Source organism: Bacillus cereus group sp. MYBK245-2 (genome assembly GCF_051916145.1).
In the GTDB taxonomy this organism is placed as follows: Bacteria; Bacillota; Bacilli; order Bacillales; family Bacillaceae_G; genus Bacillus_A; species Bacillus_A pacificus.
In genome coordinates, this window is the sequence record NZ_JBQAGB010000001.1 from 721421 (window position 1) to 734873 (window position 13453).

A 13453-nucleotide genomic window follows, 5' to 3' on the forward strand; every position below is an offset into this window, starting at 1 on the left:
GACAAAATTTGTGAAAGAATACGAAATTTCTTCTTATATACAAATGAATCTGTTGCATAAATACATACGGGCATTATAATATTGAAAGTAGGATAAGAAAAAAGGGAGCGATAGAATCGTGTCAACAACTTGGATTATTTTATTAGCCGTAATCGTAGCGTTCATCGGTTACACTGTATGGATGTATTTCTATCAGAAGAAATTAATTACAACACTTTCAGAAGAAGAGTTTCGCGCTGGCTACCGTAAAGCACAGCTTATCGATATTCGCGAAGCAGACGAATATACTGCAGGGCATATTTTAGGCGCACGTAACATTCCGTTATCACAAATTCGCCTTCGTCATAAAGAACTTCGTAAAGATCAACCAGTTTACTTATACTGTCAAAGCGGATTCCGTACTGGTCGTGCGGCTCAATACTTAAAGAAACAAGGCTACAAAGATTTCTACCAGTTACAAGGTGGATTCAAAACGTGGACTGGAAAAATTAAAAAGAAATAATAACATACAAAAACTAGCTGAATGATTCAGCTAGTTTTTTCATTCCATATTATTTGCAATGTATACTAAATTTTTCTTAATCACATCTTTATCATTTTCTTGTGCATTACGATACAGCAGCTGATATTCAAGTCCTTTCTCTTTCCATATAAGTGCAGCAAATTCATCTCCTCGCTCAGAGTCATTCTTATTTTTAAAATAAGCGAATGCTCCATTATTCAATTTCATTTGTTCTTGAAATCGCTTCTCTTCCACGAGATCTGGAAAACTATAAGGAAAGTTCGCAACATTTAACTCAATATATTCATTTCTACCTGACTCCTGCTGTTTATATTTAATCATGACAACAGCCTTCTTTTTTCCAATCGTTCTGACTTCCCCCTTCACATCACTCGTAATGTCATACGGTAAAAATGCCGGAACTTTAAATTTCACTGGAAAATATTTCGAAAGCTCCTTCAGCGGAATTGGATCCGTAACACGATCCATAGCTCCCCCTGTTGTTCCCACAAAGTGTTTTTCTTCTTGCATCGTTTGCTGAAACGAACATGAACTTAGTACGAAACTAGAAAACACGAAACAAATGATCCTTTTTTTCAATTTGTTTCCGCCCTTTCATACCGCCCTCTTAACGAACGAAGCGTTTATATGCTCTTCATATTCGCTTCGCCACCAAGCTCCACCTTTGAAAACTTTCCACGTTATTCTCACACATTTTGACAAAACTATTTTGCAAACAAAAAGACCTCTATCATTCTTACGCCCAAGTGAAAAGGTTACGCGAATAAAAAGAAGCCTTATTCATACCATAGTTTGTGAAAAGCTTTTCAGGTCAAGATTTTTTCATTCTTATTATTTTCCCTTTATAATAAGGGGAAGAGGTGATACATATGGCCAATATAAAACAAATTGCAAAAACCGCTGGTGTATCCATATCAACTGTTTCTCGCGTCCTGAATAATCACCCTTACGTAAAAGAAGAAAAACGTAAGCGTGTTCTAGATGCTGTTGAAGAATTGAACTATGCCAAAAATATAAATGCTATTCATTTAATAAAAGGAAAAACATATACGATCGGTGTTATGCTCCCTTTCATTAACCTTCCATACTTCAGTACCATTATTGAAGGAATCGGTAACGAAGCGTTAGCAGCTGGATATCACATTAATTTATGTCAAACGAATTACGATAGTATCGAAGAAATTCGTGTTCTGGAAATGATGAAAATGAAACAATTCGACGGGATGATTATTTGCTCTCGAACGAGTTCATGGGAACAAATTGAACCTTTCGCAAAATTTGCTCCTATTATTTCATGCGAAAAAATGCACCACCCCCTCATTTCATCTGTCTACGTAGATCATTATGAAGGCTTCCGTCTCGGCACCGCCTATTTACTCAAGAAAGGTCATGAAAAAATCGGGATTTGCTTAGCAAGAAAAACAAGTGTAAATTCTATGGAACGTGAAAAAGCGTTTGCTGATACACTTCGTAACGAAGGCAAAACGTTACATCCCGAATGGATTTTTCATCAATGCTATACAATGCAAGACGGTGCACAAATACTCCATCGTATTTTAAACATGAAAAATCGTCCAACCGCTATTTTTACAGCGAACGATCAAGTTGCAGCAGGTTTATTAACAGAGGCTCGAAAGCAAGGTCTTCGAGTACCCGAAGATCTTGCTATCCTCGGATTTGATAATCATGAAATTTCAAAGGCGTTAGAAATTTCAACAATTGAACATCCCGGTCTCGAAATGGGCTCACATGCGTTTTCTTTATTCCATAAACAAATCCAAAGCGAGCAAATTATCGGGAACGCAAAAGAGCTTTCATTCCATTTAATTGAACGAGATACTGTCTAAAAAGAGCGTTACCTATAGCGCTCTTTTTCAGCTCTTCACCTATTGACTTTATATTTTTACTCGCATATAATAAACCTAACGAACGGTAGGTAGGGGATGAAAATGACAGCAAACCGCATTAAAGCTGTAGCACTTTCTCATTTCGCACGCTACGGCTACGAAGGAACTTCATTAGCAAATATTGCTCAAGAAGTCGGGATTAAAAAACCATCAATTTACGCACACTTTAAAGGAAAAGAAGAGCTATATTTTATATGCTTAGAATCCGCTCTTCAAAAAGATTTACAGAGCTTCACAGGCGATATCGAAAAGTTTTCCAATTCGTCTACTGAAGAATTGCTCTTACAGTTACTAAAGGGCTATGCAAAACGATTTGGTGAAAGTGAAGAATCAATGTTTTGGTTACGAACTTCTTATTTTCCACCTGATGCATTTCGCGAACAAATTATTAATAAAGCAAATGTACACATTGAAAACGTCGGAAAACTTTTATTCCCTGTATTTAAAAGAGCAAGCGAACAAGATGAGTTGCATAACATTGAAGTAAAAGACGCCTTAGAGGCTTTTCTATGCTTACTTGACGGTCTTATGGTTGAACTACTATACGCAGGTTTAAATCGTTTTGAGACACGTTTAGACGCTTCTTGGAAAGTATTTTGGCGTGGACTTTCAAACTGACGGATTGCTCCTTTGCAATGCGTCGTTTTTAAGCCCTTTACCTAACGACTGGTAGGAAGGAGAAATGACATATGGCATGGATTTATGTAATCTTAGCTGGTATTATTGAAATCTTTTGGGTAATTGGATTAAAACACGCGGAGGCTCCACTTGAATGGGCTGGTGTTGCGTTATTAATTACAATTAGTTTCGTCTTATTATTTAGAGCTTATAAAGATTTACCTGTTGGTACTGTATACGCAGTCTTCACTGGAATTGGAGCTGGTGGAATCGTTCTTACAGAAATTTTCGTTTTCGGAGAGCCATTCTCTATCGTAAAAGTATTATTAATTGGTTTAATCTTCTTTGGCGTAATTGGTTTAAAGCGAGTAACAGAAGAAAAAGAAGCGAAGGAGGCCGCATAAAATGGCTTGGGTATTTTTAATTCTAGCTGGTATTTGTGAAATTATTGGTGTACTCTTTATGAAAGTAGCCACTGAAAAGAAAGGCTGGGCACCAAAAGTTATTTTAATCGCTAACTTCGGCGTAAGCTTCTTCTTCTTATCCCTTGCGATGAACACATTACCGATGGGAACTGCTTACGCGATTTGGACTGGAATCGGAACTGCCGGAAGTGCACTTCTAGGCATCCTTATTTTCCGCGAATCAGCGGATTGGCGTCGTCTTGCTTTCTTAAGCTGCATTCTATGTGGCGCTGTTGGCTTAAAACTATTAAGCTAACGTGAGGTGAATGTCATGTGGAAAGAAAAAGGGAAGCAACTGTTAGCATGGATCACACTTGGTATCGTCATTCTATTACAAATCAGTTTTCACATAATAGAATGGTTGTTTCATAAAGTAGTATCCATTCTCACATTCCTTCCTAACATGACACTTGAAATAATATCAATCGTCTGGTCCATTATTGCCTCCATTGCAATCGTCATTATATGGAATATCGCCAGGCTATGGAATAAGTTATTTAAAAAGGACAGTTCTTCTGAAAAAGAGTAACTGTCCTTTTTTATATTCATTCAGACTTTCTATAAAAGTTTGATGTGATAAGACAAAACAGACCGACTATGGCAATACTTATACCAACCCCTTTATGCAAACTAGGAAATAACGGTGGTATATCTGAATAAACATTTGCTAATATGAGACCGATTGAAACGAAAAATACCCCTATTCTATATAACCATTTTCTTTTGTTCATCATTCTCCCCTCCTAAAATGTTTCATACACTCCTTTCTTTTGGACATACTACCTAAAAAAGGAGTGAATAATATGCAAAATTCCGTACATAAGCAGATCCTATTTTTATTTTTCCTCTTTCTCATTCTCGTTATCGTTTTCAGCTTTATATTACATACTCCGAAAGATGTTGTACCGAGTAATCTCTCTGTTTATAAACTTTTACTTTCCTATTGTCGTTATTGAAGAAGGTGCCTTTTATAGGGCACCTTTTAAAATTCTTTCTTCTCATACAATTTCACTGAAACGAAGATAGATACTATGAACATGCATATGGAACTAATGAATAACACGTTATTATATAGTTGAATTTGTTCCAAGTTAATTTGAAACAAAGCTTCTAAAACAACTATCGGTGCCATGAATATTACTATCGTAATAAAAATAGTTTTCTTATACCCTAACCAAAAGGATATTGGTAGAACAAAGCTTAAATACACTAAAATAAAGCTAATACTAGCAACCATTGTCGTTTCAATAAATTCAAATAGGTTAACCCCATTCTTCATTCCCATCGTAAAACAACCGACCGTTACGCTTATAAAAAGAATAATAATTGCTACTATATATTTCGCATACACAATTTGTTTTTTTAATATTGGTAAACTATTTACTATGACTTCACTCTCATTTTTACTATCTGCTTCAAATGTTTTTACTGTTGCTCCAATTGTAATAATTACGGACATAATTATGAACAGATTTTCCGTATCTGTTAAGGCCATATAAAAGAAAACAGGATACAGTATGTACCAAATTAAAAACTTCCATTGAATGATAAAATCTTTTAAAATTAGTTGTTTCAACGCTATTTTCCCCCTCTCACAGATCACGTTCATTGTACAAATGAATTGAGAAAAACATGGACATAACATACAAAAGAATGAGCCCTGCTATAAAACAAATATTTACGACTAGACTCGTGCTCCAAGCGTTCTCTACATCTAACCAGACGTTACTGACAATCAGTCCACTTAAATACCCCAATGCAAGTCCGGCGAACGGAGCAATTTGTTTGGCACTGCTATATCCTACTGAGAATTCAATCGGAAGTACAATTATGCTACAAACAACCCCACCTGTTATACCACCGAGAATTTGTCCCCACAGCATAAATCCAGTCATATGTTCATTTTGTAACTGTATGAAACCAACCACTAGTGAGAAACATCCACCTAGAGCAACTAAAACACTTACAAATATGTATTTCCCTATTACAATATCTTTACGCTCAAACGGTAAACTATTTACTATCGTTTCACTTTTATTTTTCCCCTCATAACTCATTGAGAGTATTATGCCAAGAGCAGGTACAAACATGCTAAATGTCATCAAAAAACTATCACTGCGAAAATCAACAATGAGTAGGAACAAGAAACATATAAGATAAACAAACCCTAACTTTCTTTGCAACATCATATCTTTTAAAACTAGTTGCTTGATCATGTATTACACCTCCTAATATGAAAATGTCCCTTCTATAACTCTACCTCCTGAAACATTTTCATTGAGAGAATCATTGATATGAATATGCTTACTAACACTCCGATTCCAAGAACACCCATTGCTAGCGTAGCATCTTCAGATTGAAGTACTTTTAACATAATTGTTTTATCACCAAAAACATTGCACATAAGACCGATCATACCTGTTAAAGGCAAAACCATAATAACATTCAAAACAGAAGTAGCTTTATATCCTCCAATGTAATTAGCAGGTATCGTTACAATACAATAGATCAAAGTTGCTACTATTGCTGAAAACACTGCATATCCAGGCATGACTATATCCCTGCCCAATAAAATATTTCCTAATATTACGACTATAAAAGTTACACTCAAACCAACCATAATAAATAATGTGCTTGAAATATATTTAGCTATAACTATTTCTTTTCTCGTTATAGGCAAACTCACTAATACTTTTTCTGCTTTACTTTTCTCTTCATAATAAAAAGAAATATATATAATCGTACTACATGTTATAAATAATCCTATTGCAATCCCCATTGGTTCGACGGAATCCTTAAAAATAGATAAAATAGGGATTAAAAAATAGAAAGGAAACATCTTCTTCTGTAAAAAAAACTCCTTCAAAATCAACTGTTGCATATGAATTCTCCTCTCTATAAATCACGCGTTTCATAAATTTTAATTGTAAGAAACATAGAAATGATATAGACACTAGCTAGTGTGATTAATCCAACTATAAATATGCCAAAATGTAATGGATTCATAATCCAATTTATAAATGATGGTGTAGCTTGGTTCAGATCATCACTAATAAACATCCAAAGAAGTACACCAATCCCCATTGCTGCCGCTGATACTATACTTCTCATGCCCTTTGATTTTGTACCATAATAACTAGGAAAAAATGTCGCCACAAATACTAAAGAATAAATCACTCCACTTCCCACTACATACCATGGAATTTCAATATAAAAATTAGGATGATATACACCAATATCATCAATAACAGCGATACCTCTTAAAAGGAATACAATTATCATAGTTGAAACCATGGCACCGACAATAAATATTGCACAGGAAATATATCTAGCAATAATGATATCCTTCCGACTTACTGGTAAACTATTTATAATAATGTCACTTTTATTCCTTTCATCCATAAAGGTTAGCGTCATAACTGAGGAAAGGGTTATAAATAGACAACTCATCGGAAATAAAAATTCACCACTTGGCTCTAACATAAAAAACAAAAGGGGCATAACAAAATTCACTAACCACATCACCCGAAAAAAGAACAAATCTTTATATACGAGCTGACGCATAAGCACTTCTCCCTTTCGCCGTGTAAACGATAATATCATCTAATGTAGGCTTTTCTAGTACAACCTCATTTCCAAACCAGTCTATAATTGCTTGTTTATCCTTCGCTAAACCTTCGAAACCAAATTTATTTTTTCGTAATCCAACAAATAGTTCTTTTCCTTCTCGATCTAATAAATCATTACTTCCTTTTACGATTACGTAGTTCTCCATTAAGTCTTCTTTTTCACCAGTAAATATAATTTCTCCATCGTTGATAAACGTAATATAATCTGCAATGCGCTCTAAATCTGTTGTAATGTGCGTTGAGAATAATACGGATACTTCATCTTCCATTACAATTTCTTGCAACATATCAAGTAATTCACTTCGAACAACTGGATCTAATCCTGCTGTTGGTTCATCCATGATGATAAATTCTGCGTGGTGCGAGAGCGCGATGGCAATCGCAAATTTCATTTTCATCCCTTTTGATAGTTCTTTAATTTTTTTATACTTCGGAACTTGCAATCTATGCATATACGATTGATACTGCTCTTCATCCCACTTTTTATATAACGGTGCAATAATACGCTTCATTTGTTCACACGTTAAATCTTCGTAATAATGATTTTCATCATATACAAAGCCGATATTTTGTTTTATTTCCTTTTCGGCTTTCTTATTGTCCTTGCCAAAAATTTTTATATCGCCGCTATTTTTTCTAATTAAATTCATAATCATTTTAATCGTCGTACTTTTCCCGGCCCCATTCGGTCCGACAAATCCCATAATATATCCGCGTGGTAATGTAAAACTTATATTTTTCACTGCAAAATCTTCATAGCTTTTACATACGTTTTTTAGCTCTAACACCCTTTATTCCCCCTCATATAAACACGCTATCATCTGCTGTAAATCTTCAAGTGAAAGCTGTAACGCTTTACTTTCATTCACAATCTCTTCCGCTTTACTTTCCAATAGGCGAAGCCGCTGTTCTTTTAATAGTTCATTATTTTTACGTGAAACATAAGTCCCCTTCCCAGCAACAGTTTCTATATATCCTTCTTTCTCAAGCTCCTCGTACGCACGCTTCGTTGTAATTACACTAATTTGCAATTCCTTCGCTAAGCTACGAATAGACGGTAATTGGTCTCCACCCTTTAAACCACCATTTAAAATAAGCTGGCTTAATTGTTTTCTTATTTGTACATAAATAGGGTCTTGGGAAGAATTCGAAATAATAATATTCATGTTTTCCTCCAGTGTGTATATACTGTATATACCTTATATATACAGTATATACACACCATCCTATTTTTGGCAAGAAAAAAAGACCAACATTTTCCTGTTGGTCTTTCGTATATGTATCACTTTTCAAAGCGATCTAACATCTCATCTCTCATTCCGAAACTCACTACCGCAATTCCTACATACATAAACAGAAGGAACGCCGGATGAACTGTGTTGTACCAAGTGCTATCAACAATTAAATAAATCGTTAATGCCACAACAAGAACAAACGCTAAGATAAACATATAAAAGTGTCTTGTACTACCCATGATAAACTCCTCTCTTCTCACTTCACCATTCAACAGTATATTTTATCGAATAATTCGATATGACTCAAGGTTAACTTTCTGTTATGTAATCAAGTTCCACCTTTACAATGTCCTCACATGCTATTGAAATGATCGTTCCTTGCTTATCAATTGCCGTCACTTCTCTATTATCCATTACACGATGCGCTACTCTTTCTAACACTTTTCCTTGGTCTCGATAGCAAAATTCTTTTACATCTTTAATTGTTTCTCCATTTTCTAAATGGTATACCATTCTATAACATCGATATCCCACACTTTCACCCCCGTCTTGCTCGTTTTTTCACATATACATAAAAATGAGTAATTTTTGCCTCATCACATCTTCTTAATTTCAATAAAATTCTAACAAAAATAAATACTTTTATCAAACTGACTTTTTCAACAAAATCACCTATAAAACTGCTTCTTTACACCATTATGAAACAAAAAATATAAATTTTTAACATTTTCTTCACCACTTCTGCACAAATTCTCCATACAAAAAAGAACCCGCCGCAGCGAGTTCTTCTTTTGTTATTCTAATCAAACTTGTACAGGAGCTGGCTTTTCATAACGTAAAACTGGTTTACGTGCAGCCATCGTTTCGTCTAAACGTTTAATGACTGTTGTATGAGGTGCTTCTTGTACAACTTCTGGATTTTCTTCTACTTCTTTAGCGATTTGAATCATCTTATCAATGAAACCATCTAATGTTTCTTTTGATTCTGTTTCTGTCGGCTCAATCATAATACATTCTTCCACATTCAATGGGAAGTAAATTGTTGGTGGATGGTAACCGAAATCAAGCAGACGTTTTGCGATATCTAATGTACGTACACCAAGTTTCTTTTGACGACGACCTGATAATACAAACTCATGCTTACAATGTCTATCGAATGGAAGATCATAGAATGGTGCTAATCTTCTCATCATATAGTTCGCATTTAATACCGCATACTCCGTTACTGCACGCAAGCCATCTGGACCCATAGAACGAATGTATGTGTATGCACGAACGTTAATTCCGAAGTTACCGTAGAATGGTTTTACGCGCCCAATTGCTTCTGGACGATCATAGTTAAAGCGATAGCCATCTTCCGTTTTCTCTAAAATTGGTTTTGGTAAGTACGGAATTAAATCAGCTTTCACACCTACTGGACCAGAACCTGGGCCACCGCCGCCGTGAGGGCCTGTAAATGTTTTATGAAGGTTTAGATGCACAACGTCAAATCCCATATCTCCTGGGCGCGCTTGGCTTAATACCGCATTTAAGTTTGCACCATCATAGTATAATTTACCGCCTGCGTTATGGACGATTTCTGCCATTTCTAAAATATTTTCTTCGAATAAACCTAATGTATTAGGGTTTGTTAACATAAGTGCTGCTGTTTCTTCATTTACAACACGTTTTAAGTCTTCTAAGTCAACAAGACCATGTTCATTTGATTTTACCGTAATTGTTTCAAAACCAGCTACAGTTGCAGATGCTGGATTCGTTCCGTGAGCAGAGTCAGGAACAATTACTTTCGTACGGTTAAAGTCACCATTTGCTTCATGGTATGCACGAATTAACATTAAGCCTGTCCATTCTCCGTGTGCACCAGCTGCTGGTTGTAATGTAACAGTATCCATACCTGTAATTTCAATTAAATGCTCTTGTAAATCGTACATTAATTCCATTGCACCTTGTACTGTCTTTTCATCTTGCAACGGATGAATATTTGCAAATCCTGCGAAACGAGCTACACTCTCATTAATTTTCGGATTATATTTCATCGTACAAGATCCAAGTGGATAGAAACCAGAATCAACACCGTGGTTACGGTTTGAAAGTGCTGTATAGTGGCGCATAATATCAAGTTCAGATACTTCTGGTAGCTCTGCATCTTCTACTCGAATATAATCGCTCTCAAATACATCTTCTAGTTTCACTTCTTCTACATCTAATTTTGGTAGGCTATATCCTATGCGTCCTTCTTTACTTACTTCAAAGATAAGTGCTTGGTCTTGGTTCTTCATTGGATAGCCCCCATTTCGTTTACAAGTGTGTCAATTTCCTCTTTTGTACGAAGCTCAGTTACTGCTACAAGCATATGGTTCTCATGCTCTTTATAATCACGGCCTAGGTCGTAACCGCCGATAATATTCTTTTGTAATAATGCATCGTTTACTTCTTTCACTGGGCGCTTGCAATCTACAACGAACTCATTGAAGAATGGTCCAGCAAATGTAACTGTGAAGCCTTTCGCTTCAAATTGACGTTTTGCATATTGTGCTTTAGAAATGTTTTGGCGTGCCATTTCTTTCACACCTTGTTTACCAAGTGCCGTCATTGCAACTGATGCTGCTAATGCATTTAACGCTTGGTTTGAACAAATGTTAGATGTCGCTTTGTCACGGCGAATATGCTGTTCACGTGCTTGTAACGTTAATACAAATCCACGTTTACCATCTGAATCTACAGTTTGTCCGACAAGACGTCCTGGAATTTTACGCATGAATGCTTTCGTCGTTGCAAAGTAACCACAGTGTGGTCCACCAAACTGCGTTGGGATACCAAATGGTTGTGCATCACCAATGACAATATCAGCACCAAATTTTCCTGGTGGTGTTAATGCGCCTAATGATAATGGATTTGAAGAAACGATAAATAATGATTTTTGTTGATGAACGATTTTTTCAATATCAGCTAATTTTTCAACTTGTCCGAAGAAGTTTGGATATTGAACGATTACACAAGCAACTGTATCATCTACTTCACTTTGTAATACGTCTAAATCTGTTACACCATCTTTATGATTAATTTCAACAACTTCAAGGTGTTGACCTTTTGCATATGTTTCAAGTACAGCTCTTGATTCTGGATGAACTGCGCTAGATACAAGAATTTTCTTTTTACGAGTATGGCCAGCTGCTAGCATTGCCGCTTCAGCTAAAGCTGTACCTCCGTCGTACATAGAAGAGTTTGCTACATCCATTCCTGTTAATTCACAAATCATTGTTTGGAATTCAAAAATTGCTTGTAATTCCCCTTGTGAAATTTCCGGTTGGTATGGCGTGTAAGCTGTATAAAATTCTGAGCGAGAGATAACATGATCTACGATTACTGGAGCGTAATGGTCGTATACGCCTGCTCCTAAGAAAGAAGCGTACTCTTTTAAGTTAGCATTTTTACTAGCCATTTGAGATAACTCTTTTAAAAGCTCTGGCTCTGATTTTGCTTCTTTAATTTTTAAATCCCCTTTAAAACGAACACTCTCTGGAATATCAGAGAATAACTCATCGATCGTTTGAACGCCGATCGTTTGTAACATTTCTTTTTTGTCTTCTTCTGTCATTGGAAGATAACGATGCAACATGAAATCTACCCCTCTCCCCGTTACTTTGAACGTTTATAAAATGGTGTTGGAACAACTACTGCTTTGACGCGTTTATTACGAATTTCAATTTCTACTTCTGTATCAACTGCTGCGTATTTTACATCAATTAGTGCTAAACCAATGCTTTTCTTTAACGTTGGAGATTGTGTACCACTCGTTACTTCCCCGATTTTTTCTTCTCCAATAAATACAGGGTAATGCGTACGAGGAATTCCACGTTCGATTACTTCGATGCCGACTAACTTACGAGGCGCACCGTTTTCTTTTTGCTCTTTTAAAGTCGCTTTTCCAAAGAAGTCTGCTTCTTTATTTGGTTTTACCGCAAAGCCAATTCCAGCTTCAACCGGTGTAATATCTTTTGATAATTCTTGACCGTAAAGTGGTAATGTTGCTTCGAAACGAAGTGTATCACGAGCACCTAAACCACATGGTTTTAAGCCCTCTTCTGCTCCAACTTCAAGAAGTTTCTCCCAAAGTTTTGCAGCATCTTCACTCTTACAGTAAATTTCAAATCCATCTTCACCTGTATAACCTGTACGAGATACAAGTGCTGGAATTCCATCTACAAGAATATCGTTTTTAAATTTAAAGAACTTAATTTCTTTCAAATCTTCTGACACAACTTTTTGTAAAATGCCTTCTGCTTTTGGTCCTTGAATTGCAAGCTGTGCAACTTCACTAGAAACATTGACTACTGTCGCATCGCCAATTACATGGCTAGCTAACCATTCGTAATCTTTCTCGATATTTGATGCGTTGATAACTAATAAATAGTCTTCTTCACCACGTTTGTAGATTAATAAATCATCTACTGTACCACCATTTTCGTAGCACATAGCTGTATATTGTGCGCCCCCTACCTTTAAGGTAGATACGTCATTTGTAACAACACGTTGTAAAAATGCTAAACTATCTACACCTTTTACCTCAACTTCTCCCATATGAGACACATCGAACAAACCTGCCGCTGTACGTACAGCTTCATGTTCTTCTTTAATGCTTGAAAATTGAACTGGTAACTCCCAACCACCGAAGTCGATTGTTTTCCCACCATACTTCGCGTATACATCAAATAACGGTGTACGTTGTAATGTAATCATGCTCTCTCCCCCTTATGCTCTGACAAATCAATAAAAGTTGTTTCCCTTATCTAAACATTTTCACTCTGAAAAGATAGGATATACGGAATCTCATTATATTTTTTTATGAAAGCGTAAATAAAAAATCACTTTCTTGGATAAAATACGAAAGATTCCACACATTTCACACCATTATCCTAACATTATTCGCTATATTTCATCAATATTCTAGCATAAAAAATAATTTAGAATTTTTTACGCTTAATCTTATTACATACAGTTTTTAAGATTTAGTCCTTTATCTTTACTTATTATTTACCTTTCAGTAAGTGTAATAGCGCCTTATTACAAGGCTTAT

The 13453-nt window shown here is 35.8% G+C and carries 19 protein-coding genes; 6 read left to right on the plus strand and 13 right to left on the minus strand.

The features are described 5' to 3' along the window. The first annotated feature begins 118 nt into the window (after nucleotides 1-118). The gene (locus tag ACTFRN_RS03745) at nucleotides 119-502 is read left to right on the plus strand and encodes a rhodanese-like domain-containing protein (protein ID WP_000108655.1); all 384 of its coding nucleotides are present in this window, start codon (nucleotides 119-121) and stop codon (nucleotides 500-502) included. Nucleotides 503-541: 39 nt separating this feature from the next. Here ACTFRN_RS03745 and ACTFRN_RS03750 read toward each other — a convergent pair whose 3' ends face one another. Next, nucleotides 542-1078, minus strand: a complete 537-nt coding sequence (locus ACTFRN_RS03750; RefSeq protein WP_041184575.1) for a hypothetical protein — start codon at nucleotides 1076-1078, stop codon at nucleotides 542-544. A gap of 314 nt (nucleotides 1079-1392) precedes the next feature. On the opposite strand from ACTFRN_RS03750, the gene ACTFRN_RS03755 reads away from it, so the two are divergent. The 5 genes from ACTFRN_RS03755 (at nucleotide 1393) to ACTFRN_RS03775 (ending at nucleotide 4041) form a co-directional block, all read left to right on the plus strand. Continuing rightward, nucleotides 1393-2370 carry a LacI family DNA-binding transcriptional regulator gene (locus tag ACTFRN_RS03755; RefSeq protein WP_001273957.1) on the plus strand — a complete coding sequence of 326 codons (978 nt, stop codon included), beginning with the start codon at nucleotides 1393-1395 and terminating at the stop codon, nucleotides 2368-2370. 96 nt (nucleotides 2371-2466) lie between these two features. Then, the gene (locus tag ACTFRN_RS03760; RefSeq protein ID WP_003267456.1) at nucleotides 2467-3048 is read left to right on the plus strand and encodes a TetR/AcrR family transcriptional regulator; all 582 of its coding nucleotides are present in this window, start codon (nucleotides 2467-2469) and stop codon (nucleotides 3046-3048) included. A 71-nt stretch (nucleotides 3049-3119) separates the two neighbouring features. Next, on the plus strand, nucleotides 3120-3452 hold the full coding sequence (locus ACTFRN_RS03765; protein WP_000312349.1) for a DMT family transporter: 333 nt from the start codon (nucleotides 3120-3122) through the stop codon (nucleotides 3450-3452). Nucleotide 3453: 1 nt separating this feature from the next. Continuing rightward, complete coding sequence (locus ACTFRN_RS03770) at nucleotides 3454-3768, plus strand: DMT family transporter (RefSeq protein WP_000312623.1); 315 nt, start codon at nucleotides 3454-3456, stop codon at nucleotides 3766-3768. A 15-nt stretch (nucleotides 3769-3783) separates the two neighbouring features. After that, a complete protein-coding gene (locus ACTFRN_RS03775) occupies nucleotides 3784-4041 on the plus strand; it encodes a DUF3975 family protein (RefSeq protein ID WP_074567435.1) in 258 nt (85 codons plus the stop codon). 16 nt (nucleotides 4042-4057) lie between these two features. On the opposite strand, the gene ACTFRN_RS03780 is transcribed toward ACTFRN_RS03775, so the two are convergent. The 12 genes from ACTFRN_RS03780 to gcvT form a co-directional block, all read right to left on the minus strand. Continuing rightward, complete coding sequence (locus ACTFRN_RS03780; RefSeq protein WP_014893516.1) at nucleotides 4058-4246, minus strand: hypothetical protein; 189 nt, start codon at nucleotides 4244-4246, stop codon at nucleotides 4058-4060. Between the two features lie 248 nt (nucleotides 4247-4494). Then, nucleotides 4495-5121 carry an ABC-2 transporter permease gene (locus ACTFRN_RS03785; protein ID WP_440038033.1) on the minus strand — a complete coding sequence of 209 codons (627 nt, stop codon included), beginning with the start codon at nucleotides 5119-5121 and terminating at the stop codon, nucleotides 4495-4497. Continuing rightward, nucleotides 5105-5728 (minus strand): ABC-2 transporter permease, encoded by a 624-nt coding sequence (locus tag ACTFRN_RS03790; RefSeq protein ID WP_000595367.1) that lies wholly within the window; start codon nucleotides 5726-5728, stop codon nucleotides 5105-5107. The genes ACTFRN_RS03785 and ACTFRN_RS03790 overlap by 17 nt, the downstream gene beginning before the upstream one ends. A gap of 32 nt (nucleotides 5729-5760) precedes the next feature. Continuing rightward, complete coding sequence (locus ACTFRN_RS03795; protein ID WP_001186548.1) at nucleotides 5761-6393, minus strand: ABC-2 transporter permease; 633 nt, start codon at nucleotides 6391-6393, stop codon at nucleotides 5761-5763. A gap of 14 nt (nucleotides 6394-6407) precedes the next feature. Then, nucleotides 6408-7076: an ABC-2 transporter permease gene (locus ACTFRN_RS03800; RefSeq protein WP_074567436.1), complete on the minus strand. Its 669-nt coding sequence runs from the start codon at nucleotides 7074-7076 to the stop codon at nucleotides 6408-6410. Then, complete coding sequence (locus ACTFRN_RS03805; protein ID WP_000891300.1) at nucleotides 7057-7929, minus strand: ABC transporter ATP-binding protein; 873 nt, start codon at nucleotides 7927-7929, stop codon at nucleotides 7057-7059. Before ACTFRN_RS03805 ends, ACTFRN_RS03800 begins: the two co-directional genes overlap by 20 nt. A gap of 3 nt (nucleotides 7930-7932) precedes the next feature. Next, complete coding sequence (locus ACTFRN_RS03810) at nucleotides 7933-8307, minus strand: GntR family transcriptional regulator (protein ID WP_001021351.1); 375 nt, start codon at nucleotides 8305-8307, stop codon at nucleotides 7933-7935. 116 nt (nucleotides 8308-8423) lie between these two features. Beyond that, nucleotides 8424-8615, minus strand: coding sequence for a hypothetical protein (locus tag ACTFRN_RS03815; RefSeq protein ID WP_000535935.1), 192 nt, complete (start codon nucleotides 8613-8615; stop codon nucleotides 8424-8426). 70 nt (nucleotides 8616-8685) lie between these two features. Next, nucleotides 8686-8889: a DUF3929 family protein gene (locus ACTFRN_RS03820; protein WP_000262495.1), complete on the minus strand. Its 204-nt coding sequence runs from the start codon at nucleotides 8887-8889 to the stop codon at nucleotides 8686-8688. A 290-nt stretch (nucleotides 8890-9179) separates the two neighbouring features. Beyond that, nucleotides 9180-10655 (minus strand): aminomethyl-transferring glycine dehydrogenase subunit 2, encoded by a 1476-nt coding sequence (gene gcvPB / locus ACTFRN_RS03825; protein WP_000795696.1) that lies wholly within the window; start codon nucleotides 10653-10655, stop codon nucleotides 9180-9182. After that, entirely contained in the window at nucleotides 10652-11995 is a 1344-nt protein-coding gene (gene gcvPA, locus ACTFRN_RS03830) for an aminomethyl-transferring glycine dehydrogenase subunit 1 (protein WP_000903231.1), read from the minus strand. The genes gcvPB and gcvPA overlap by 4 nt, the downstream gene beginning before the upstream one ends. Before the next feature lie 20 nt (nucleotides 11996-12015). Continuing rightward, nucleotides 12016-13116 (minus strand): glycine cleavage system aminomethyltransferase GcvT, encoded by a 1101-nt coding sequence (gene gcvT / locus ACTFRN_RS03835; protein ID WP_000631772.1) that lies wholly within the window; start codon nucleotides 13114-13116, stop codon nucleotides 12016-12018. Nucleotides 13117-13453 lie beyond the last annotated feature (337 nt).

Excerpts from the sequence above, each read along its gene's own strand:
- ACTFRN_RS03755 (WP_001273957.1), top strand. The coding sequence starts at position 1,393 with ATGGCCAATATAAAACAAATTGCAAAAACCGCTGGTGTATCCATATCA.
- ACTFRN_RS03760 (WP_003267456.1), top strand. The coding sequence starts at position 2,467 with ATGAAAATGACAGCAAACCGCATTAAAGCTGTAGCACTTTCTCATTTC.
- ACTFRN_RS03765 (WP_000312349.1), top strand. The coding sequence starts at position 3,120 with ATGGCATGGATTTATGTAATCTTAGCTGGTATTATTGAAATCTTTTGG.
- ACTFRN_RS03770 (WP_000312623.1), top strand. The coding sequence starts at position 3,454 with ATGGCTTGGGTATTTTTAATTCTAGCTGGTATTTGTGAAATTATTGGT.
- ACTFRN_RS03775 (WP_074567435.1), top strand. The coding sequence starts at position 3,784 with ATGTGGAAAGAAAAAGGGAAGCAACTGTTAGCATGGATCACACTTGGT.
- ACTFRN_RS03780 (WP_014893516.1), bottom strand. The coding sequence starts at position 4,246 with ATGATGAACAAAAGAAAATGGTTATATAGAATAGGGGTATTTTTCGTT.
- ACTFRN_RS03785 (WP_440038033.1), bottom strand. The coding sequence starts at position 5,121 with ATGAACGTGATCTGTGAGAGGGGGAAAATAGCGTTGAAACAACTAATT.
- ACTFRN_RS03790 (WP_000595367.1), bottom strand. The coding sequence starts at position 5,728 with ATGATCAAGCAACTAGTTTTAAAAGATATGATGTTGCAAAGAAAGTTA.
- ACTFRN_RS03795 (WP_001186548.1), bottom strand. The coding sequence starts at position 6,393 with ATGCAACAGTTGATTTTGAAGGAGTTTTTTTTACAGAAGAAGATGTTT.
- ACTFRN_RS03800 (WP_074567436.1), bottom strand. The coding sequence starts at position 7,076 with ATGCGTCAGCTCGTATATAAAGATTTGTTCTTTTTTCGGGTGATGTGG.
- ACTFRN_RS03810 (WP_001021351.1), bottom strand. The coding sequence starts at position 8,307 with ATGAATATTATTATTTCGAATTCTTCCCAAGACCCTATTTATGTACAA.
- ACTFRN_RS03815 (WP_000535935.1), bottom strand. The coding sequence starts at position 8,615 with ATGGGTAGTACAAGACACTTTTATATGTTTATCTTAGCGTTTGTTCTT.
- ACTFRN_RS03820 (WP_000262495.1), bottom strand. The coding sequence starts at position 8,889 with ATGGTATACCATTTAGAAAATGGAGAAACAATTAAAGATGTAAAAGAA.
- gcvPB (WP_000795696.1), bottom strand. The coding sequence starts at position 10,655 with ATGAAGAACCAAGACCAAGCACTTATCTTTGAAGTAAGTAAAGAAGGA.
- gcvPA (WP_000903231.1), bottom strand. The coding sequence starts at position 11,995 with ATGTTGCATCGTTATCTTCCAATGACAGAAGAAGACAAAAAAGAAATG.
- gcvT (WP_000631772.1), bottom strand. The coding sequence starts at position 13,116 with ATGATTACATTACAACGTACACCGTTATTTGATGTATACGCGAAGTAT.